Origin of the sequence: Phenylobacterium sp. Root1290 (assembly GCF_001425305.1) — a bacterium.
GTDB lineage: Bacteria > Pseudomonadota > Alphaproteobacteria > Caulobacterales > Caulobacteraceae > Phenylobacterium.
In genome coordinates this window covers 720,323-740,439 of the sequence record NZ_LMEE01000003.1, presented here as the reverse complement: position 1 = coordinate 740,439, position 20,117 = coordinate 720,323, and the positions used below count along the sequence as shown (strand labels likewise).

Genomic DNA, 20,117 nt, shown 5'->3' with positions numbered 1-20,117 from the left:
CCGGCTACCTGTTCTATCGCGCCATGTAGCGCGCTCGCAGGTCGGGCTCGAAGTGTTCGATCGCGTAGCGCAGCATGGTCCGAGGCATCGTCGCGGCGTGGTCGTCGAGAAAGACCTGCAGGCGCTGCCGATCCTTCTTGCCCGCCTCGCGCAGCAGTCCGCCGACCGCCTTGTGGGTCAGGTCATGGGCGTCGCCGAGCAGCAGCTCGGACAGGGCGAAGGTGTCATCGAGATCGCCGCGGGCGACGAAGTGGAGCGTGGCGATGATCGAGGTGCGCCGTTCCCAAAGATCGGACGAACCCGCCAGCCGATAGAGCAGATCGCGCGGGCGGTCCTGCAGATGCGCGCCGACGACGAACTTCGCGCCGAGGTCCACCAGATCCCAGTTGTTGATCCGGTCATGGCGGCGGACATAGAGGTCGAAGAGTTCGCCGCGGCGCTCCGCGGCCGTCGAGCGGCGCGCGTACTGCTTGGCCATGACGCTCACGGCGCCGGCCCGGTCCTCGTGGATGTCGCTTTCCAGCAGCAGCTCGATCTCCGCAGGCGGCAGATCGATGAAGGCCTTGGCCAGCTCGAACACCTGGCCCATGCGGACGCCGATGAAGGTGTCGCCGGCGCCGTACTGGCCCTCGCCCGTCTTGAAGTAGCGCTGGATCTTGGCCAGCTCTTCGTCGGATCGCAGGGCGACCAGTCGCGCCTGGAAGGTCGCGGCGGTCGGCGGGGTCGTCATCGATCTCCCGCCGCCGCCCGCCCGATCAGGGCAGGTCTTCGGCCAGGATGGCCATTTCGAACATGAACGACCCGTCGCCGTCCTCGTCCTCGAACACCACGCCGATGAATTCCTCGCCGACATAGACCTCGGCGGAGTCTTTCTGCTTCGGGCGCGGGACCAGCGTGATCCGCGCGTTGGCGAAGGTGCCGCGCAGGTGACCTTCGAGTCGGCGGATAGTCTTTTCGTCCAGCACGCGGTGCTCCTTCGTCGATTTCGCCGGGAACCTACGGGTTTTGCGCCCGGCCGCAAAGCGCCCGCGTTTGAAAAAGCTGGGGACGCGGCGTGTCGCCCCGCTAGTCTGGCCTGCGAAGCAGCGGGGAAGAGCAGCGTGGCGGGCGTCGAGCTGGGACTGGTCGAGGGCTATTACGGCAAGCCGTGGACATGGGCGGAACGGCGGAAGGTCGTCGAGACCCTGGCCCCGCAGGGCTATGGCTTCTTCCTCTATGCGCCCAAGGCCGATCCGTTCCTGCGTCGGCGCTGGCAGGAGCCGCACCCAGCCGAGACCGCGTCCGAACTGGCGGCCATGTCGGCGCATTGCCGAACGCTCGGGGTGCGCTTTGGCGTGGGGCTGAGCCCCTACGAGATCTACCGCGACTTCGGCGCCCAGGCTCAGGAGGCGCTCGCCGCCAAGCTGGCCCAGCTGGACGCACTGGGCCTGGACGACCTCGCCATCCTCTTCGACGACATGCGCGGCGACCTGCCGGGCCTGGCCGCCAGCCAGGTCGAGATCGTGCACTGGATCGCGCAGCGGACGACGGCGCGCCGGGTGATTGTCTGCCCCTCCTACTACACCGACGATTCGATCCTCGACCGCGTCTTCGGCGAGCGCCCCGCCAACTATCTGGAAGACCTGGGCGCCGGGCTCGATCCGGCGATCGAGGTGTTCTGGACCGGCGAGGAGGTCTGCTCGCGCGAGTTCAGTCCGGGCCACCTGGAGCGCGTCGGCCGCCAACTGCGGCGCAGACCGATGCTGTGGGACAACTATCCGGTCAATGATGGGCCGCTGATGTCGCCGTTCCTGCACCTGCGCGCCTTTACCGGCCGCCCGGCCAGCATCGGCCCGCACATCGCCGGTCACGCGGTCAATCCGGCGCTGCAGCCGACCCTGTCGCTGATCCCTGCCCTCACCTTGGCGCAGAGCTATCGGCTGGGCGAAGGCTACGAGTACGGCCGCGCGTTCCAGGCCGCCGCGCGCGAGGTGCTGGGCGCGGACCTGGCCGCGGCGGTCGAGCGCAATATGAGCCAGTTCCAGGGCTTCGGCCTGGACCGCCTGACCGAGGAGAACGTGAGCCGGATGCGCCCGCGCTACGCCGGCTTCGACCACCCCGGCGCGCGCGAGATCGTCGCCTGGCTGGACGGCGCATATCGCATCACCTTGGCCGAGATCGAAGCGACTTGAACCCGCGAGGCGGCGGCGCCAAGACTGACGGATCGCGCTAGCGAGAGAGCCGAAAGATCCACCCAGTGGCTGGCTGAACCATCCCGAACCGCCGTCCGCCCGCCCAGGCCGCCAGCCTGGGCTGCTTGCCGCACGCCTTTCCGGACAGCCCCATGGCCTTCTTCCGCAACAGCACGGTCAATCTGCTCAATCTGCACTACGGCGTGCATGCGCTCGCGCTCAGCGGCGGGGGCGCGTTCTTCGCCGTCTACCTGCTGCGCGCGGGCGTGCCGGCGCACGGGGTTCTGGCGTCGCTGGCCGCGATTCTGATCGGCCGTTTCTTCATCCGGCCGCTGGTGCTGCCGCTGTGCAAGCGCTTCGGCCTCAAGCCGCTGGTCATCGCCGGGACGGTCCTGACCGCGGGACAGTACCTGCTGCTGGCCCAGGTCGATGGCGTCGGCTGGCCGCTGTTCCTGCTCTGCGCCGTCTCCTCGATCGGCGACACCTTCTACTGGACCACCTACCACGCCTATTTCGCCTCGCTGGGCGACGCCGAACACCGGGGCCATCAGATCGGGGCGCGCGAGGCGATCGCCGCGATGGTCGGCATCGTCGCGCCGCTGCTGACCGGTTGGGCGCTGGTCACCATCGGGCCCGAGGTCGCGTTCGGGGCCACGGCGGTGGTGCTGGCGCTCTCGGCCCTGCCGTTGCTGTTCACGCCCGAGGTCCCGATCGCCCAAGAGGCGCCGCTGGCGTTCTCCTCGGCCCGGCCCGGCGTGGCGCTGTTCATCGCCGATGGCTGGATGGCCTCGGGCTATGTGTTCGTCTGGCAGATCGCGCTGTTCATCTCGCTCGGCGAGAACTTCGCGGCGTTCGGCGGCGCGATGGCGGTGGCGGCGGTCGCCGGCGCGATCAGCGGACTGCTGCTGGGGCGCTTCATCGACGCTGGCCATGGCCGCAGAGCCGTTTGGCTGGCGGCCGGCACAGCCGCCGCGGTGATCGCCGCCCGGGCGGCGGGCTACGGCCACCCGGCCTGGGCCGTCGCGGCCAACGCCGCCGGCGCCCTGGTCGTCGCGCTCTACACCCCGACCATGATGACGGCCGTCTACAATCTCTCGAAGGCCTCGCCCTGCCCGCTCCGCTTCCACATCGCCACCGAAGGCGGCTGGGACGCCGGAGGCGCCGGCGGCGCGCTTACGGCCGCCGCGCTGCTATGGGCGGGCGCGCCGTTCTGGGTCGCGATCCTGATGGGACTGGTCGGGACGGGTGCAGCGTTCGTGCTGCTGCGCCGCTACTACTACGGCGTCCCAGCCGCCGCGGCTCAGATGACGTAGTCGTAGACCGCCTCGGCGAGGGTGTGGTCCATGCTGCGAGCCGGCTCTTCGCAGGTCGGGCAATTGACCAGCCGGGCCGGAACGCCGGCCGCCGTGCAATGCGGCGGGACGGGCTTGAGCACGACCGAGCCGGACGCGACCTTCGCGTAGTCGCCGATGGTGATGTTGCCCAGCACCTTGGCGCCCGCGCCCAGCAGCACGCCGTTGCCGATCTTGGGGTGACGGTCGCCGCGCTCGGCGCCGGTGCCGCCCAGGGTCACGCCCTGCAGCAGCGAGACATCGTTGCCGATGACCGCGGTCTCGCCGATGACGATGCCGGTGCCGTGGTCGATGAACACGCCCGAGCCGATCTTGGTGGCGGGGTGGATGTCCACCTGGAAAATCTCGGACATGCGGCTCTGCAGATAGAGCGCGATGGTCTCGCGGCCCTGATGCCACAGCCAATGGGCGACGCGCTGGGTCTGCAGCGCCTGGAAGCCCTTGAAGAACAGGAACGGCTGGACATAGCCCTTGCAGGCAGGGTCCCGCTCGAACACCGCCTTGAGATCGGCCTCGGCGATGTCGACCAGGCGCGGATCATTCCGATAGGCCGCGTCGGCCAGTTCGCGCAGGCTCATCGCCCGCAGTTCCTGGTCCCCGAGCTTGCGCGCCAGCTGGTACGACAGCGCCGCGCCCAGATCATCGTGACTGAGCACGACGGCGTTCAGCAGCGAGGCCAGCGCAGGTTCGGCCTTGGCCGCCCGCTCAGCTTCCATGCGCAACGCGGCCCAAACGGGCGGCGCAACTGAAGGATCGATAACTTCCAGGCGCTGGCTCAAAGGCTCCTCCCGTCCCAAGGCGGTCCCCTATCCTAGCATGGCGCGCGCGAGCGACGCCGACAAAAGCCCTTCTCGAGCCATGTGGTACGCCCGGAGCAACATCGCAACCGTTAAAGCGTCGCGGATATGGCCCTCGGTCGCGGCCGCCAAGGCCTCGCGAAACGGGACCCGGACGATAGCGATGTCCTCGGTGTCGTCGGCGTGACGAACTTCAGGCGCCGGCTTCAGGTCGGTGGCGAGGTATCCGATCGCCAGTTCGTCGGTGACCGAGTTCGACAGCTGGACGCGCAGGACCTCCTGCCAATCGCCGGCCGCCAGTCCCGCTTCCTCCGCCAGTTCGCGCTGCGCGCCGGCGAGCGGGTCCTCGCTCTTAGGTCCCCCGCCCTCGGGGATTTCCCAGCTATAGTCGGCGAAGGGAAACCTGTGCTGTCCGACCAGCACCACCGCCCCGTCCGCGTCGATGGGCAGCACGGCGAGGGCGTAGTTCTTGAAGCCGACGACGCCATAGAACGCGGCCGCGCCGGTCGGCGCCGTGGCGTCGTGTTCCGTGATCGTGATCCAAGGATTTTCATAGGCGACCTTGGAATCGCCGCGAAGCCAGGGCTTTCCATGCTCGGTCAGCCATGCGGGTTTTTGCGACATATTCTCAACTAACCTTGCAGATCGCGACGCCGAGTCCCAATAAAGGGAAGCCCTTCATCCCAGCGAGAAGCCCGTCTTGTCCATTGCACTTCCCGCAGCGCCCGCCTTTGGCGCTCCGGTCGAACAACATCCCTGCCCCGAATTGCTGAACTTTCTGGCGACCCGCCGCTCGTCATCGGCCGTCACCCTGGCCGAGCCTGCGCCGAGCGACGACGAGGTCGCGCAGTTGATCCGTCTGGCCGCGCGCGCGCCGGACCACGGCAAGCTTGCGCCCTGGCGTTTCGTCATCCTGCGGGGAGAGGACAAGGCGGCCTACGCAGCGCGGCTAGAGGCGCTGGCCCAATCGCGCGGCGATACGCGTGCGGCCGCCAAGCTCGCGAAGCTGAAACTGCCGCCCATGGGGATCGCCGTGATCTCCGCGCCCCGCGTTCACGAAATTCCCGAGTGGGAGCAGGTGCTGTCGGCGGGGGCGGTCTGCACCGGGCTGCTCTACGCCGCCCAGGCATTGGGTTACGGCGCGAACTGGATCACCGACTGGTACGCCTATGACGGCGAGGCCAAGGCGATCCTCGGACTGGCCCCCGGGGAGAGCGTCGCCGGTTTCATTTTCATTGGAACGGCGAAGGAATCGCCGATGGAGCGGGAACGCCCGGACAGCCAGGCCCTGACCACAGTCTGGAAGCCCTAGGTCCAGAAACACATTGGCCGGACAGCGATGGCCCGCTGCCCGGCCTGATGTGACACGCCCGAGGAGAGATGGGCGTGGTCGTTATATCACCCGACTTGGCAGACCGCTAGTCAATCAGGGCTGTTCGCCCTGCGGCCTGAGGCCGCCCGAAGCGCCCGCCCGTCAGGGACTACAACTTTTGCGATGTATTCAGCAGGGTGAATACTTTTCGCGGGCTGATTTTCCCGCCGCCGAAACCGTCCGGACCAGGATAATTGGCACGCACCCTGCGGTTAATTCTGATTATCCGCGCCCGCGATATGTCGCGACACCCTGGTCGGGAACCCACAGCCCTTCCGGCGCAGGCCCGCTTTGCCAGAAAACGTCGATCGGAATTCCTCCACGCGGAAACCAATAGCCGCCAATGCGCAGCCAACGCGGCGCGGCGACCTCGACGATCTTGCGGCCGATGGCGACCGTGCAGTCCTCGTGAAACGCCCCATGGTTGCGGAACGAGCCCAGGTACAGCTTCAGCGACTTCGATTCGATGAGCCAATCACCCGGCGCATAGTCGATCACCAGGTGCGCGAAATCCGGCTGCCCGGTGACGGGGCAGAGGGAGGTGAATTCCGGTGCGGTGAACCTCGCCAGATAGAGCGTATCGCTCTGCGGGTTCGGGACGCGTTCCAGGACCGCCGCCTCGGGGCTGTCGAAACCCCGGACGTCGCGGCCCAACTGGGTCAGATGCATTTCTTCCATCGCCGCGATTTATCCCGCCGGGAGGTTTGCGGCAACCAAGCGAGAGGCTATCAAACAAGCAACAATAGATGGGGAGAGCGTCATGGCCGGGAATGACTTCGAAGGCTTCGTGGTGGTGGTGACCGGCGCCTCGACGGGCCTTGGCCGAGCCATCGCCGTCGAGACCGCCAGCCGCGGCGCGCAAGCGGTGGTCATCAACTACGCGCGCAGCGTCGACGAAGCCCAGGAAACCGCTCGTCTGGTCGAGGCGCACGGCGCCAAGGCGGTGCTGGTCCAGGGCGACGTCGCCCAAGACGCCGATTGCCGAAAGATCGCGCAGGCCGCCGAGCCCTTTGGCCGGATCGACGCGCTGTTCAACAACGCCGGCACCACCAAGTTCGCGCCCAACCATGCCGATCTCGACGCCGTGTCGGCCGAAGACTTCCTGCATCTCTATGGCGTCAACGTCGTGGGCGCCTTCCAGATGACCCGCGCGGCGCGCGCTCTGCTGGAGGCCGGCGAGCGCCCCGGCGCCGTCGTCAACACCTCCTCGATCGCAGGCGTCGCCGGCATCGGCTCGTCCGTGCCCTACGCCGCCTCCAAGGGCGCGATGAACACCATGACGCTGTCGCTGGCCCGCGCCCTGGCGCCCCGCATTCGAGTGAACGCCATCTGCCCCGGCTTTATCGACACGCCGTGGTTCGACAAGGGCGTCGGCGCAGAGCGGGCGCAGAAGATGCGCGATGGCGCGGCCGCCAACACGCCGCTCAAGGCCGCCTCCACCGCTGAAGATGTCGCCGCCGCCGCGGTCTTCCTCGCCTCGCCGGCGTCACGCCACGTCACTGGCGAGACCCTGCTGGTCGATGCAGGAACGCACCTGGGCTATGCGCCCATGGCGATGCGCTGAGGGGGCGGACGCAATCTCAGGTGAAACCCTGACCTGACTCGCGGCCGTGGCGCCAAGAGCACAGTCATTCGCCCAAAAGTGCGGCGCCAGGTTTTGTTAACGCTCAAAAATCAAACAGCGAATACCCAGCACAGGTGATCAGCTCCGCTCACGTTGATCTGCCGGTCTGCCGCATGGCGATCTCGGGTCGACGGTCAGCTGGAGCCTGATCGAATAATGGGGATACAACGCAAATGAAGACTCTCACCACCTCGCTGATGGCTGCCGCGGCGACGATCGCCATGAGCGGCGCCGCCTTCGCGCAGGACGAAAGCCCGATCGACCTGTCGTTCAACGTCGGCGCGGCCACTGACTACGTCTGGCGCGGCGCCAGCCAAACCGACGAGAGCCCGCAGATCTCGGGCGGCATCGACGCCACCGTCGGCGGCCTGGTCTACGCCGGCACCTGGCTGTCGAACGTCGACTTCGGCAGCGGCAACGACACCGACTTCGAGCTCGACCTCTATGCCGGCATCAAGCCGCAGCTCGGCCCGGTCACGCTGGACCTCGGCGTCATCTACTACGGCTACATCAACGCTCCGACCGGCTCGGACCAGGACTTCATCGAGTTCAAGGTCGCCGGTTCGGTGCCGGCTGGCCCGGCCACGCTCGGCGCGGCCGTCTACTACTCGGACGACTTCTTCGGCGGCACCGGCAAGGCGACCTACTTCGAGGTCAACGGCTCGACCCCGATCGCCGAGAAGTTCTCGGTCTCGGGCGCCCTCGGCTACCAGGACGTCGACTACGACGGCGACTACACCACCTGGAACCTGGGCGTCGGCTACGCCCTGACCGACTTCCTCGGCGTGGACCTGCGTTACCACGACACCAGCGAGCATGACTTCGGCGATCTGTATGAGAGCCGCGTCGTCCTCGGCCTGAAGGCTGCGTTCTAAGTCTCGTCAGACTTGGCGAAATGGAGAGCCGCCCCGGCGACGGGGCGGCTCTTTTGCTTTATTCCCCGCGACTACTGAGGGAATTCCGCCACAGAACGAAAAAACATCGTTCTCCTGCGGAGCGAAAACCTCGCCTTGGAGTTTCATTGGACGGTCGCGTTGACGCGTCTATGTTGCCAACCTTCGGACAGGACGCGGAGCGCGATTCATGGAGCAGATGGCCAATAGGGCCCAGACCATCATCGCAGATGCTCTGATCGCCGCCGGCGCTTTCTTTTTGGCGTACCTGCTCGCTTCCGGTCAGTTCCTCGAAACTGCTGGACCTGCTCTTCCGGCGCTAAAACTACTTCAGCTCATTGGCATCTATACCGGCCTCGCAGCGCTGTTCTCAACGATGTTCCGCCGCGAGCTGTCGCCCTGGCGCTACGTGTCGATTCCCGACGCCCTGGTGCTCGCCCGCACGGCTTTCCTGACCGCCGGCGTTTTTCTGTTGCTGGTCTTCGTCCTGAACCGCGCCGAGGGCCTGCCCCGCTCGGCGCTGGCCATGGCGGTGGTGTTCCAGATGGTCGGCTCGATGGGCGCGCGCCTGATGCGCCGCGCGCTGCACGAGCATGCTCTGGACAGCTTCGCGCCCCTGAAGACGATCCGGAATCGGGCGCCGCAGGCCCCCTCGCTGCTGCTGATCGGCTCGCCGGCGCTGGCCGATTCCTACCTGCGCGACGCCGCCCGCCGCCATGATCATGCCTGGACCCCGGTCGGCATCGTCAGTCCCGACGCCCGCGACCTAGGCCAACAGGTCCGCGGCGTCTGCGTGATCGAGAGCCTCCTCAATCTTGACGAGGCCCTGACCGACCTGCGGCGCTGGAACCGCTATCCACGCGCCATCCTCTTCCTCGACGAACCGGGCCGCCTGAAGGGCCTGACCGCCGACCAGCTCGGTCTGCTCAAGAACGACGGCATCCGCCTGCTGCGCCGCCCCTCGATCGTCGAACTCGCGCACCACGAAGGCATGCCGCTGCTGCCGATGCGCGAGATCAGCGTCGAGGAGTTGCTGGCCCGCGATCCGATCGAACTCGACCGCGCCGCGGTCGGCGCCCTCATTCATGGCCGCCGCGTGCTGATCACCGGCGCCGGCGGCTCTATCGGCGCCGAGCTCGTTCGCCAGGTGGCCCAGTTCCGCGCCGCCCACGTCACGCTGATGGATTTCTCGGAGACCTCGCTCTTCGAGATCGATCGCGAAATGGGCGAGACCTGGCCGCAGCTCTCGCGCACGGCCGTGCTCTGCGACGTGCGCAACTCGCACCGCCTGCATCAGGCGTTTGATCGCGAGAAGCCGGATCTGGTCTTCCACGCCGCGGCGCTGAAGCACGTCTCCATGGTCGAACGTCACCCCTGCGAGGGGGTGCTGACCAACGTCATCGGCACCTGGAATGTCACCGAGGCGGCTCGCGCCTGCGGGGCGGCGCAGATGATCCTGATCTCGACCGACAAGGCCGTGGATCCTTCCAACGTGATGGGCGCCACCAAGCGCCTGGCCGAGGCGGTGATCCAGGCCCAGCAATCTGGCCAAGGCACCCGCTTTTCGGCGGTCCGATTCGGCAACGTGTTGGGCTCGGCCGGTTCGGTCGTGCCGATCTTCCGCTCGCAGATCGAGCGCGGCGGTCCGGTGACCGTCACGCACGAGGACATCGAGCGCTTCTTCATGACCATTCCGGAGGCGGCGCAGCTGGTGCTGCACGCCACCGCGCACTCCGCCGAGGGCGAAGAGACCAAGCACGCGCGCCTGTTCCTGCTGGAAATGGGCGAGCCGGTCCGGATCCTCGACCTGGCCCGCCAGATGATCGCCCTGTCGGGCCACATCCCTGGCAAGGACATCGACATCGAGGTCACCGGCCTGCGCCCCGGCGAAAAGCTGACCGAGCTGCTGCTCGACGAAACCGAACGCTCCCTGCCCTGCGCGCCGAAGGTGATGGAGGTCGTCTCCTCGTCGGCCCTGCGCATCACCCCCAACCATCTCATCGAACTGGAAGGGCTGGCCCAGCGCGGCGACGTCGATCAGGTTCGCAGCAAGCTGTTCGACATCGTGGCCCAGGTGCGTGGCGAGAAGCCGCCCGTCCCGGCGCTCAGGGTCGTCTCGAACGCCTAAGGCGCCGCAGCGGCGCCGAGCGGACGTGACGTGGACGCGTCAAAAGTCTAAGCGGTTCGCATGGCGGTTATTCTGGTCACCGGCTCGGCCGGCTTTATCGGCTCCCACGTCGCGCATCGGCTCCTCGATCGCGGCGACACAGTGGTGGGCCTCGACAATCTCAACCCCTATTACGACCCGACGCTGAAACAGGCGCGGCTGGCGCGACTGGAAGCGCGCGCCGGCTACCGGCACTGGAACATCGACCTGGCCGATCGCGCGGCCATGGCCCGGCTGTTCGACGAGGCCAAGCCCGAGCGAATCATCCACCTCGCGGCCCAGGCGGGCGTCCGTTACAGCCTCGAGCAGCCCGCCGCCTACATCGACGCCAATCTGGTCGGGTTCGGCAACATTCTCGAAGGCGCCCGCGCGGTGCAGGCGCAGCACCTGGTGTTCGCCTCGACCAGTTCGGTCTACGGGGCCAACGCCAAGCTGCCCTTCTCCGTTCACGACAGCGCCAACCACCCGATCACGCTCTATGCGGCGACGAAACTGGCCAACGAGGGCATGGCGCATTCCTACGCGCACCTCTTCGGGATTCCTGCGACCGGGTTCCGGTTCTTCACGGTCTACGGCCCCTGGGGCCGGCCCGACATGGCGCTCTTCAAGTTCACCAAGGCGATGCTGGACGACCAGCCGATCGACGTGTTCGGCCAAGGGAACATGCAGCGCGACTTCACCTATGTGGACGATATCGTCTCGGGCGTGGTCGCCGCGCTCGATCGCCCCGCGCAGGTGGATCCGAACTGGGACGCTTCGGCCCCCGACCCGGCGACCAGCGGCGTTGCGCCCTGGCGCATCCTCAATCTCGGCAACAGCCAGCGCGTGGAGCTGATGCGCTACATCGAAGTGCTGGAGGAAAAGCTGGGCCGCAAGGCGAAGCTGAACCTGCTGCCGATGCAGGCCGGCGACGTGGCCCGCACCGAGGCCGACGTCACCGACACCAAGGCGGCGCTCGACTATGCGCCGTCGACGCCGATCGAGGTCGGGGTGTCGAACTTCGTCGACTGGTATCTTGAATACTATCGCGTCGGGGCGAACTGACGCCTAGCGGCGCCGGCCCTGGTCGCGCGCCGCGGCCGCCTCAGCCTTGGCGCGACGCGCCTCCTCGCGGGTGGCTCGACGCTCGCTGATGACCGACCAGACGATCAGCCCGATGATGCACGCCGCCAGGAACGGCAAGGAAAACTGGCCAAGTCGTTCCATCTGGAATCCTTCACGTCAGCGACGGCAGCTAGTCGATAACAGGGTTGTGCGCCCTGGCAAGCGGTCGCCTACAGGCGCAGGTCCGCCGCCCCTTGCGGGAACATCGCCTTCACGTCGTACAGCACGGCGCCGGGCTTGCCCAAAGCCCGGATCGCCTCCACGCCCATGTCCTTGAACTGCGTGTGGGCGACAGCGACGATGATCGCGTCATAGGCGCCCGGCTCCAGCTTCGCGACGGGGGCCACGCCATACTCGGCCTCGGCCTCCGCAGCGTCCGCCCATGGCTCGTGGACATCGACAGCGATCTCGTACTCTTCGAGTTCCCGGACGATATCGATCACCCGCGTGTTGCGCAGGTCCGGGCAGTTTTCCTTGAAGGTCAGCCCCATGACCAGAACCCGCGCGCCACGGACCTGGATCTCGCGCCGGATCATCGTCTTGACCAGCTCCTGGGCGATGTAGCCGCCCATGCCGTCATTGATCCGGCGCCCAGCCAGGATCACCTGCGGATGATAGCCCGCGTCCTCGGCCTTGGAGGTCAGGTAGTAGGGGTCGACTCCGATGCAGTGCCCCCCGACCAGGCCGGGCGTGAACTTCAGGAAGTTCCACTTGGTCCCAGCCGCGGCCAGCACCTCCTGGGTGTCGATTCCCAGGCGGTTGAAGATCAGGGCGAACTCGTTGATCAGCGCGATATTGAGGTCGCGCTGGGTGTTCTCGATCACCTTCGCAGCCTCGGCCACCCGGATCGAGCTGGCCAGGTGCGTGCCGGCCGGCACCACCGCCGCATAGAGCGCATCGACGAACTGCGCGGCCTGCGGCGTCGAGCCGGCCGTCACCTTGATGATCGTCGACAGCCGATGCTGGCGATCGCCGGGATTCGCACGTTCCGGGCTATAGCCGGCGAAGAAATCGACGTTGAACTTCAGGCCCGAGACCGACTCGATGACCGGGATGCAGTCCTCTTCGGTCGCGCCCGGATAGACGGTCGATTCGAAGATCACCACGCCGCCCTTGCCGATCGCGCGGCCGACCGTGCGGCTGGCCGACAGCAGCGCGGTCAGGTCAGGCCGCTTGTAGCGGTCGATCGGGGTCGGCACCGTCACGATGAAGACGTTGCAAGCCCTCAACTCGGCATCATCGGACGCGAAGCTGAGGGCGGTCGCAGCCGACAGTTCCTCAGCCGAGGTCTCCAGCGTCCGGTCGTGCCCGGATTTCAGCTCGGCGATCCGCTCGGCGTCGATGTCGAACCCAACCACCGCATACTTGTCCGCCAGCGCCACCGCGAGCGGCAGTCCGACATAGCCAAGGCCGATGACGCCGATCTTGGCCGGCGTCTGCGTGAAGGGATTCTGGAGCATCAGGCGGGTCTCTCCTAGCGTCCGGTGGCCCGGAACAGCTCCGTGCAGGCGCAGAGGATATGGTAGAACGACGTCGCTGGCGCCGGCTCGTCGACGAAGGTCCCGTCCGGGCGCAGCTTGTCGCGCCAGGCCCCTGGCGCGGGGGTCATCAGATAGCGCCGCAGCACCTCGGCCGCCTCGATTTTGCCGGCCTCGTCGCCAAACAGCAGAACGGCCTTCAGGTGCTCGGTCTGCGGCCACAGCCGCGCGGTGGCCTCCCGGACGGAGAAGTCATCCCACAGCTCGTTCATGACGACCTGGCGCGCCGGGTCGATCCCGCGGCGACCAGCGTCGTAGAGGCCGCGCGCGGCGGCCAGGGCGTCTTCGCGGCCGCGCAGGCGTCCCCACTTTTCCAGCAGCCAGGCCCACTCGAACTGGTGGCCCGGTTCGACCAGGCGGCCGTCGTCGCCGTCCACGAGCCGCCAATCGGCGTCGAAGAATTCGCGCAGGAACCCGCCCTTGGGATCAATGAAGACGCGCAGCGCCATCTCGACGATCTCGTCGGCCAAGGCGTCCCAGACGCCGCCCTCGTTCTCGGCCCAGGCCAGGGCGCCTTCCAGCAGATGCATGTGCGCATTGGCCTGGTACGGATAGGCGATGTTCTCGACAAAGCCGCCGGCCGGGTTGCGCATGGAATCCAGGCCGTTCAGCACGCCCAGCGCCACCTGGCGCAGGGCGTGACGATCCGGATCGACCCTATGCAGGGTCGCCGTGCCGAGCAGGGCGAAGGCCTGATCATACAGCATAGGGGTGTCGTCCAGCGGCGCCCCGTCCAGCCCGACCAGCGTGCGGAACAGCCCGTCCGAGCGCAGGTAGCGCTCAAGGAAAAAGTCCATTCCGTACCAGGCCGCCTCGCGCCAGGGGCCGTCCCAGCCCATCGCTCCGGCCGTCGCGAAGACGTAGGTCTGGCGGCCCTGCACGCGCGCGCGGCGCGGACCCGGACGGGGTTCGCCGGCGGGGCTCAGGGCTTCGTAATAGCCGCCACGCTCGCGGTCGGCGCCGCGCTCCCACCACAGCGGCAACGCCGCCTCACGCACCCAGGCGTCATACCAGGCCGCGGCTGCAGCCAGGCTTTCGAACGGTGCTGGGCCTTGAGCGTCCAACCTGTCTTCCCGTCGCGCCGGCGAATCGACTTTCAACACTTCCAACCTTGTCCTCGTAGAGCCCTCGATAGCGCGTCGCGGCCGATGCGTCATATCGCGAATGCGCCCGGCCCAGTTATGGGCAGCTTGCGGCGAAATTGCGTGGCTGGCGCACGACACCCGACCGGCCTTCCACCGGCTCGCAAGGCGCTGTTCGGAAACCTTTGTTCAGGGCCAAGGTGTTAGATAAGTCCTAGCCAGGGTGCTCGCGTCCTGGCCTCGGCAATCGCACGAAGGCTTGGACATGCTCGGACTGGTCAATTCCGTCATTCTCAAACTCAGGCTCTACCTGATGAGACGGCGTCAGTTCGACAATCTGGCCCTGCGCAAGCTGTTCCGAGAACGCTACGACATCGACATCGGCATGTACTCCTATGGATGCTTCGACCAGTGGCGGATGCCGGGGCCGATCCGCATCGGCCGCTATTGTTCGTTCGCCAGCACGGTGCGGTCGGCGCCGATCAACCACCCGCTGGAAGCCCTGACGACCCATCCGGCGCTCTATGAACGCAAGTTCGGCGTCGTCGATGAAGACATCACCTGGGATCAGCCGCTGATCGTCGAGGACGACGTCTGGGTGGCGCACAACGTGGTCATCCTGCCGAGTTGCAAGTTCATCGGCCGCGGCGCAGTCATCGGCGCCGGCGCAATCTTGACCAAGGACGTGGAGCGCTATGCCGTCATGGTCGGCAATCCCGCGCGCAAGATCCGCGATCGCTTCGAGCCCGAGCTCGTCGAGGCCATCGAGGCCAGCCGCTGGTGGGAACTCGACACCCCTGCCCTGCGACGCGTGGTGCAGAGCCATGGCGACATGGTCGCAAAACCGACCGTCGCCGCGCTTGAGGCCTGGCGTCGCTCGGCCGACGCCTAGCGGCGGGCGGGCTTGAGCGTCCGCAGCAGGCCCAGCACCTCGGTGATCGTCGCCCGCTCGCGAAGGGCCACCCACGCCGCCACGATCACCAGCAGCGACCAGAAGAGCGCCACGCACGCATAGCGGTCGGTCTCGACCGCCCATGCCGCGCCGAAGATGGCCGCCAGCGCGGCGGCGAAGGCGGCGACCCGGTCGAACCCGTCCCAGGCGTTGAACCCGACCTGCCGGTTAAGCAGCACCAGAGCCACGATCAGGGCGGTGAACTCGCCGACGATGAATCCGACCACGATGCCCGAAAGGCCGCCGATGGCGAGGAAGCCGACAATGGCGACGGGCAGCGCAACGAGCCGCGCGATGTTGTTGAGCATCACGATGTGGCTGAGCCCCATGCCCAGCGCGACATTGGTGGGCCACAGCCGGATGAAGCGGGCCGCCTGCAGAATGCCGATCAACGCCACCAAGGTCATCGGCTGGTGGAATTGGGGTCCATAGAGCAGCACCACGAAGAAGGGAGCCACCAGGGCGAAGCCAGCGGCCATCGCCAGGGACAGCAACAGGGTTCGCCCGGCGAGCCGGCCGGCGGCGACCTTCAAGCGCCCGAGATCGCCGCGCGTCGCCGATATCAACGGCAGGTTGGTCGCGCCCAGGACGCGGGTGATCATCGACGCCGGAGAACTGATGAGCAGCAGGACCGCCGTGTAGTAGCCGAGGTCCTTCACGCCCAACTGGTGACCGATCAGCACCCGGTCGCCCTGCGAGCCGACAAACAGCAAAAGGCCGTTGATCAATAGCGGCCCGGCGAAAAGCGCCAGACGCTTGGCATATTCCGGCGAATACCCGATCGCGTAGGGCCGCTGTGCCATGGTGTGGGAAACGATGACCTGGACGATCGACCGCGCGATCAGGCCATACAGCACCGCGGTGAAGCTCTGCGTGTAGTAGGCGGCGATGATGATCGCGACCGTGCTGGTGATTTCCGCCAACCCCAGTCCGACCGCCTCGGCCCTGAAATCGTGGCGCCGCTGGGCGCGCCGAAAGTCTAGATGCACCCAGCCGCCGATCAGCGGCGAGATGGCCAGGATCATCAGCGCCGATGCGAGGGCCGGTTCCTTGTAGAGGTAAGCCATCGGATAGGCCGCGATCAGCAGGCCAAGCCCGATGAAGAAGCCGCGGCCGACGAACACCAACTGAACCAGCTTCTGGACAGCCGGGACGTCGCCGTCGCGGTCCTGGATCAGGAAGCGATCGCTTCCATTGTCGCTGACCGACTCGAAGAACTGTGCGGTGAGGATCAGGAGAGCGGCCAGGCCAAGCTGCTCTGGGCCGAGAAAACGCGCCATGATCGTATAGCGCGCAAGCGAACAGACCTGCGCGACTACCGACGCAACGACATATGATCTCGTACCCTGGCGAATGGCAGCGCCCTCAATCTGCGATCACTACAGCCGCCGGGCGGCTAGAATCACTTACTCAATATCCGCCGCACTTCATGGCGGTTTAGTGGAAGTGGTCGCTCAGGTTGCAACCAATGCGAATGTTCGGCGCAACTCCGCCCTATAGACGCCAAGCAAATCATCGACTTCGTGCATGCCCTTGGCGATATCGGCTGACAATTCTTGCCGCCGCTCGAGACAATCGTCGAGATACTTGAGCGCCATATCGACATCGAAACCTGAGGTCGGAATCATCCATTTGTACGCCAGCAACCCGAATAGTCCGCTGAATTTTCGGCTATAGGCCACCGGAACTACAGGCGTGCCCGATGAGAACGCACCGATGCACGCGTGCATTCTGCCGGCCACCAGGAAATCCAGGCTGGAGATATACGACTTGGCGTCTGATGGATTTGTGAAGTTCGGCACCCTGACCGAGCGTGGAAACTCCGCCGCGAGTTTGTCGCTCACCCGGCCATCGTCGTCCCAGGCGTACGCCTCGGCTGTGGCGTGGGGCAGCAGATGCACCTCGACGTCGGGCCGCGCGTCCAGTTGGGCGATGAAGCGACGCATGAGTTGGGCGTAGTCGACGCTCAGCCCAAACCGATTCCGGCCGCTCTCGGCTTCGTTGTAGAGCAGGCCCGAGACATTGACCCCGACCCGCAAGCGCTCGCCGCCGCGTTCGGCGCTACGGTCGACATAGGGCAGCGCGAACGCGACATCGACCGACAGCTTGCCATTCGCGCCGGGCGCCAGGTCGCGAAGAGCCTCGAGAGAGGTCTTGTCGCGGGCCAGGATGCTGTCGGCGCGCTTCAGGGCCATCGACGCCAGTTGGCGGTACGGCGAGCGCGTGAACGGACCGATGGTCTGCGGCGAGAGCACCAGCGGAACGCGGCGCGCAATGGCCTGCATCTTGGTCAGCCAGAGGAAGAGGAAGCGCCGGAAGCCGTAGATGTCGGCGAAGCTGTCGCCGGCCCCGATGTCCAGAATGCAGTCCTGTTCGCCGATCACCCGGAACGCTCCACGCGGATCCACGAGTGTCCGGGAGTTCATCACGAACACGTCGGCGTCCTCCGGCGAGACATAGACCGCGCCATCGTCGCGCATGCCGATAATCGTAAAGCGGGGAGCGAGCTCCAGTTCCGCGGCCACCGATCGCACGATCGCCATGTTGGCGACCGTGAGCGCGCCGACCCCGAGATTGCCGGAGTTTGGCGAGTGCCAGAGGAGCCCGATTTTGATCGCCTTAGCCGCCATTCATTCTTCCCACACACTCCGGAAGCGCCAGGCTTGGCGCGGCGCGGCGAAAGCCGCGCGGAAACTCAGCTTGTCAGACGCGATCCCTAGGTCGCACCCGCCTACGCCCAAGTGTCCTGCATCCGGCGCGAGCGGCCGGCGCAGGCCTCAGGTTCTGATCGCCTTCGCCAGTTGCGTGCCGACAAGGGCGTTGCGTTGCGCGGCCGGGGTGGCCGCCAGCAGGGCCGGCACGAAACTGTCGATCAACGCGAACGCGGCGGTCGGATCCGCGCCAAGCGCCGAGAAGCGCACCAGCACCCCATCAGGCACATAGCCTTCCATCGCCGTCTTGAGCCGGATCGACCGTTGGTCGCCGGCGCTCTTGGGCAGGTACTCGCCCATCCGCGTCCAATAGGTGACGTACTCGATCCGGTCGGCGCCCTTGGCGACGATCCTGCGGACCGGCAGTTCGGCGCCCCCGGGCAACGGCATCTCGCCGGCGCTTACCGACTGCAGTTCGAAGCCGAGCGCTGGATAGCAGGACTCCGGCCGATGCAGTTGGAGCAGGTCGCTCTGAGTGTCGCCGTAGGCGATGAGCATCATCACCTGCTCGCCGGTTTCGGCGTTGCGATAGATACGGCCGACCATCTCGCTGTAGAGCGTCGCCGCCAGGCCCTCGGTCTTCGGCTGGACCAGGCCGTCGCTCTCTTCCGAGGACCATTGGCCAAAGCGCACCGGGACGATCGTCTCGATCTTGTCGCCCGACGACACCAGGCTGAGCCGGCGTCGCGGTTTGAGGCCGTAAGACATCCCCGCCGCGCCGGCGCAGGCGCCCAGGAACAGCAACTGCCGACGCCCGATCATGCCGCTGCGCCCTTCGGCTTCAGCAGCCGCGACATGAGGTTGTCGACGGCGAACACCAGCAGCAGCGCGGTCACGAACAGGAAAATGCCCGCGGCCATGTGCAGGAAGCCCTGCGCCACCGCGTCCCCGAAGAAGTAGGTGAGCAGCACCAGCGTCACGATGCGGATGATGTTGGCCACGATGGCGATCGGGATAACCAGCGCGACCAGGAACAGCGAGTAGCGCCAGGAGGCGTTCCTCAGCAGGTAGATGTAGAACAGGCTGATGGCGACCAACCCAGTGATCGAGTTCATGCCCGAACAGGCGTCCTCGACGAGCAGCTGGTAGTGGCCGATCAGCAGCGTCACGCCCTCACGGAAGACCGGGATCCCGACAGCCTGCAGGCCCTCGGTCGCGGCGAACGAGACGAACAGCTTCAGCGGCGCGGTGATTCCGTCCATGAACCAGCCCGGCGGCGGCACCAGGAAGCCCAGATAGAGCAGCGGAAACCAGTGGGTGATCACGACCTTCAGGCCGAAGCAGGCGTACATCAACGCCACCCCGACACCGTAGAGGCCCATCACCTCCAGGCTGATGAAGTCATAGGCTCTACCGAAGACGTACAGCGCCAGGGATGCGATCATGGCCGGGATCGTCAGCCAGTCGCTGCCGGGCGACGCGGCGGCGGCCATCTCGTCGCGCTGACGCCAGAGCAGCCAGAGGCCTGTCGCCAGAACAATCGGACCGTGGGCGCCAGCCTCCTTCGACCAGACCTGCTCTCCCAGGGTGGCGATTGTCGGAATCGACAACAGCGCCATGCCCAAGGCGATCACCCATGCGTTGGTGACCACCGGTCGGGAACGCGGCAGATTTTCTGAGACTGTCGACGCCACCGATCAGCCTTCGTTCATCACGGTCCCGACAATGCGCGCGCGATCTTCGTTCAGTTGCGCCGCGAGCGCCTGCATGTCGCCGATAAAGCTGCGGTTGCGCCGCACGACGATGAGGCTGTAGCCGACCACGGTGCTGATACGGCGCGCATCGGCGCAGCTGTTGGCGGCCGGGGTGTCGATGATCGTCATGTCGAAGTCGCGCAGTTGCTCGTCGACCAGATCCTTGAAGCGGTCGCTGGCCAGCAACTCCTGGGCGTCAGGGGCGACGCCGCCCGAGAACATCACCGAGAGGTTCGGCAGCACCGAGGTCTGGATGATCCCATCCTCGGCCTCTTCGGCGCCCAGCGCCTGGCGCAGGCCGATCACGGGCTGCGAGGGCCGGATCAGGTCCTGGACGCTCGGCTTGCGCAGGTCGCCGTCGATCAGCAGCGTATTGACGCCGATCTGCGAGAGCGCGACCGCCAGGTTCACGGCGGTGAACGAGCAGCCGACGCCGGCGCTCGGTCCGCAGATGGCGAGCCCGCGGCGACCGTCGTCCACGTGCTGCGCCATGATGTGCGTGCGCAACGTGCGGATGGCTTCGGCCTGCTCGGCATGCGGCGCCGCGAGGGTCACGATCGACGGGGAGTAGGAGAAACTCAACTCTCCGCCCCTGCGGATACCGGCCTCAGCGATCGAGGCGCCCCCGTTGGGGTCGGCTTCATTGGTCCGAGGCACTTG

21 protein-coding genes are annotated in these 20,117 nt (G+C 66.6%); 8 read left to right on the top strand and 13 right to left on the bottom strand.

The window, feature by feature from the left end; all coding sequences use genetic code 11:
• Positions 1-13: 13 nt before the first annotated feature.
• Both ASC79_RS18130 and ASC79_RS18125 read right to left on the bottom strand, forming a co-directional pair.
• Positions 14-730: a DNA alkylation repair protein gene (locus tag ASC79_RS18130; protein WP_056021113.1), complete on the bottom strand. Its 717-nt coding sequence runs from the start codon at positions 728-730 to the stop codon at positions 14-16.
• A 25-nt stretch (positions 731-755) separates the two neighbouring features.
• Positions 756-962, bottom strand: a complete 207-nt coding sequence (locus ASC79_RS18125) for a DUF3126 family protein (protein ID WP_056023547.1) — start codon at positions 960-962, stop codon at positions 756-758.
• Between the two features lie 138 nt (positions 963-1,100).
• On the opposite strand from ASC79_RS18125, the gene ASC79_RS18120 reads away from it, so the two are divergent.
• Both ASC79_RS18120 and ASC79_RS18115 read left to right on the top strand, forming a co-directional pair.
• Positions 1,101-2,171 (top strand): beta-N-acetylglucosaminidase domain-containing protein, encoded by a 1,071-nt coding sequence (locus ASC79_RS18120; protein ID WP_056021115.1) that lies wholly within the window; start codon positions 1,101-1,103, stop codon positions 2,169-2,171.
• 152 nt (positions 2,172-2,323) lie between these two features.
• Positions 2,324-3,484: an MFS transporter gene (locus ASC79_RS18115; RefSeq protein ID WP_056021119.1), complete on the top strand. Its 1,161-nt coding sequence runs from the start codon at positions 2,324-2,326 to the stop codon at positions 3,482-3,484.
• On the opposite strand, the gene cysE is transcribed toward ASC79_RS18115, so the two are convergent.
• Together cysE and ASC79_RS18105 are read right to left on the bottom strand one after the other, a co-directional pair.
• Positions 3,472-4,302 carry a serine O-acetyltransferase gene (cysE, locus tag ASC79_RS18110; protein WP_056021123.1) on the bottom strand — a complete coding sequence of 277 codons (831 nt, stop codon included), beginning with the start codon at positions 4,300-4,302 and terminating at the stop codon, positions 3,472-3,474. The two genes, ASC79_RS18115 and cysE, sit on opposite strands and share 13 nt — an antisense overlap.
• A gap of 27 nt (positions 4,303-4,329) precedes the next feature.
• Complete coding sequence (locus tag ASC79_RS18105) at positions 4,330-4,944, bottom strand: NUDIX hydrolase (RefSeq protein ID WP_056021126.1); 615 nt, start codon at positions 4,942-4,944, stop codon at positions 4,330-4,332.
• 76 nt (positions 4,945-5,020) lie between these two features.
• Here ASC79_RS18105 and ASC79_RS18100 point away from each other — a divergent pair, with 76 nt between their 5' ends.
• Positions 5,021-5,632 carry a nitroreductase gene (locus ASC79_RS18100; protein ID WP_056021129.1) on the top strand — a complete coding sequence of 204 codons (612 nt, stop codon included), beginning with the start codon at positions 5,021-5,023 and terminating at the stop codon, positions 5,630-5,632.
• A 282-nt stretch (positions 5,633-5,914) separates the two neighbouring features.
• Here ASC79_RS18100 and queF read toward each other — a convergent pair whose 3' ends face one another.
• Positions 5,915-6,370, bottom strand: a complete 456-nt coding sequence (gene queF, locus ASC79_RS18095) for a preQ(1) synthase (RefSeq protein WP_056021133.1) — start codon at positions 6,368-6,370, stop codon at positions 5,915-5,917.
• Between the two features lie 82 nt (positions 6,371-6,452).
• Between queF and ASC79_RS18090 the strand changes: the two genes are divergently transcribed.
• The 4 genes from ASC79_RS18090 to ASC79_RS18075 all read left to right on the top strand — a co-directional run bounded on the left by ASC79_RS18090 (position 6,453) and on the right by ASC79_RS18075 (position 11,420).
• Complete coding sequence (locus ASC79_RS18090) at positions 6,453-7,256, top strand: SDR family NAD(P)-dependent oxidoreductase (RefSeq protein ID WP_056021136.1); 804 nt, start codon at positions 6,453-6,455, stop codon at positions 7,254-7,256.
• 233 nt (positions 7,257-7,489) lie between these two features.
• Positions 7,490-8,191, top strand: a complete 702-nt coding sequence (locus tag ASC79_RS18085; RefSeq protein WP_056021139.1) for a TorF family putative porin — start codon at positions 7,490-7,492, stop codon at positions 8,189-8,191.
• A gap of 217 nt (positions 8,192-8,408) precedes the next feature.
• Complete coding sequence (locus tag ASC79_RS18080; RefSeq protein ID WP_162244307.1) at positions 8,409-10,337, top strand: nucleoside-diphosphate sugar epimerase/dehydratase; 1,929 nt, start codon at positions 8,409-8,411, stop codon at positions 10,335-10,337.
• A 60-nt stretch (positions 10,338-10,397) separates the two neighbouring features.
• Positions 10,398-11,420, top strand: a complete 1,023-nt coding sequence (locus tag ASC79_RS18075; protein WP_056021145.1) for an NAD-dependent epimerase — start codon at positions 10,398-10,400, stop codon at positions 11,418-11,420.
• Positions 11,421-11,423: 3 nt separating this feature from the next.
• Here ASC79_RS18075 and ASC79_RS21195 read toward each other — a convergent pair whose 3' ends face one another.
• From ASC79_RS21195 to ASC79_RS18065, 3 genes are all read right to left on the bottom strand, one after another.
• Positions 11,424-11,582: a hypothetical protein gene (locus ASC79_RS21195; protein WP_156378356.1), complete on the bottom strand. Its 159-nt coding sequence runs from the start codon at positions 11,580-11,582 to the stop codon at positions 11,424-11,426.
• A 68-nt stretch (positions 11,583-11,650) separates the two neighbouring features.
• Complete coding sequence (locus ASC79_RS18070; RefSeq protein WP_056021147.1) at positions 11,651-12,940, bottom strand: nucleotide sugar dehydrogenase; 1,290 nt, start codon at positions 12,938-12,940, stop codon at positions 11,651-11,653.
• Between the two features lie 14 nt (positions 12,941-12,954).
• Positions 12,955-14,082 (bottom strand): AGE family epimerase/isomerase, encoded by a 1,128-nt coding sequence (locus ASC79_RS18065; protein WP_304437886.1) that lies wholly within the window; start codon positions 14,080-14,082, stop codon positions 12,955-12,957.
• 331 nt (positions 14,083-14,413) lie between these two features.
• Here ASC79_RS18065 and ASC79_RS18060 point away from each other — a divergent pair, with 331 nt between their 5' ends.
• On the top strand, positions 14,414-14,992 hold the full coding sequence (locus tag ASC79_RS18060; protein WP_200937227.1) for a CatB-related O-acetyltransferase: 579 nt from the start codon (positions 14,414-14,416) through the stop codon (positions 14,990-14,992).
• Here ASC79_RS18060 and ASC79_RS18055 read toward each other — a convergent pair.
• The 5 genes from ASC79_RS18055 to ASC79_RS18035 all read right to left on the bottom strand — a co-directional run bounded on the left by ASC79_RS18055 (position 14,989) and on the right by ASC79_RS18035 (position 20,114).
• Complete coding sequence (locus tag ASC79_RS18055) at positions 14,989-16,407, bottom strand: oligosaccharide flippase family protein (RefSeq protein ID WP_235528779.1); 1,419 nt, start codon at positions 16,405-16,407, stop codon at positions 14,989-14,991. The genes ASC79_RS18060 and ASC79_RS18055 overlap by 4 nt on opposite strands.
• A gap of 99 nt (positions 16,408-16,506) precedes the next feature.
• Positions 16,507-17,682 (bottom strand): polysaccharide pyruvyl transferase family protein, encoded by a 1,176-nt coding sequence (locus ASC79_RS18050; RefSeq protein WP_056021155.1) that lies wholly within the window; start codon positions 17,680-17,682, stop codon positions 16,507-16,509.
• 147 nt (positions 17,683-17,829) lie between these two features.
• Positions 17,830-18,525, bottom strand: coding sequence for an exosortase-associated protein EpsI, V-type (gene epsI, locus ASC79_RS18045; RefSeq protein WP_056021158.1), 696 nt, complete (start codon positions 18,523-18,525; stop codon positions 17,830-17,832).
• Positions 18,522-19,397, bottom strand: coding sequence for an exosortase V (xrtV, locus tag ASC79_RS18040; protein ID WP_200937226.1), 876 nt, complete (start codon positions 19,395-19,397; stop codon positions 18,522-18,524). Before xrtV ends, epsI begins: the two co-directional genes overlap by 4 nt.
• A 3-nt stretch (positions 19,398-19,400) precedes the next feature.
• Positions 19,401-20,114, bottom strand: a complete 714-nt coding sequence (locus ASC79_RS18035; protein ID WP_162244306.1) for a CpsD/CapB family tyrosine-protein kinase — start codon at positions 20,112-20,114, stop codon at positions 19,401-19,403.
• Positions 20,115-20,117 lie beyond the last annotated feature (3 nt).

What these genes read in the sequence shown, in the direction of transcription:
- ASC79_RS18085 (WP_056021139.1), top strand. Translation starts at nt 7,490, where the DNA reads ATGAAGACTCTCACCACCTCGCTGATGGCTGCCGCGGCGACGATCGCC.
- ASC79_RS18080 (WP_162244307.1), top strand. Translation starts at nt 8,409, where the DNA reads ATGGCCAATAGGGCCCAGACCATCATCGCAGATGCTCTGATCGCCGCC.
- ASC79_RS18130 (WP_056021113.1), bottom strand. Translation starts at nt 730, where the DNA reads ATGACGACCCCGCCGACCGCCGCGACCTTCCAGGCGCGACTGGTCGCC.
- ASC79_RS18075 (WP_056021145.1), top strand. Translation starts at nt 10,398, where the DNA reads ATGGCGGTTATTCTGGTCACCGGCTCGGCCGGCTTTATCGGCTCCCAC.
- ASC79_RS18105 (WP_056021126.1), bottom strand. Translation starts at nt 4,944, where the DNA reads ATGTCGCAAAAACCCGCATGGCTGACCGAGCATGGAAAGCCCTGGCTT.
- ASC79_RS21195 (WP_156378356.1), bottom strand. Translation starts at nt 11,582, where the DNA reads ATGGAACGACTTGGCCAGTTTTCCTTGCCGTTCCTGGCGGCGTGCATC.
- ASC79_RS18090 (WP_056021136.1), top strand. Translation starts at nt 6,453, where the DNA reads ATGGCCGGGAATGACTTCGAAGGCTTCGTGGTGGTGGTGACCGGCGCC.
- queF (WP_056021133.1), bottom strand. Translation starts at nt 6,370, where the DNA reads ATGGAAGAAATGCATCTGACCCAGTTGGGCCGCGACGTCCGGGGTTTC.
- ASC79_RS18070 (WP_056021147.1), bottom strand. Translation starts at nt 12,940, where the DNA reads ATGCTCCAGAATCCCTTCACGCAGACGCCGGCCAAGATCGGCGTCATC.
- ASC79_RS18060 (WP_200937227.1), top strand. Translation starts at nt 14,414, where the DNA reads ATGAGACGGCGTCAGTTCGACAATCTGGCCCTGCGCAAGCTGTTCCGA.
- ASC79_RS18050 (WP_056021155.1), bottom strand. Translation starts at nt 17,682, where the DNA reads ATGGCGGCTAAGGCGATCAAAATCGGGCTCCTCTGGCACTCGCCAAAC.
- epsI (WP_056021158.1), bottom strand. Translation starts at nt 18,525, where the DNA reads ATGATCGGGCGTCGGCAGTTGCTGTTCCTGGGCGCCTGCGCCGGCGCG.
- ASC79_RS18115 (WP_056021119.1), top strand. Translation starts at nt 2,324, where the DNA reads ATGGCCTTCTTCCGCAACAGCACGGTCAATCTGCTCAATCTGCACTAC.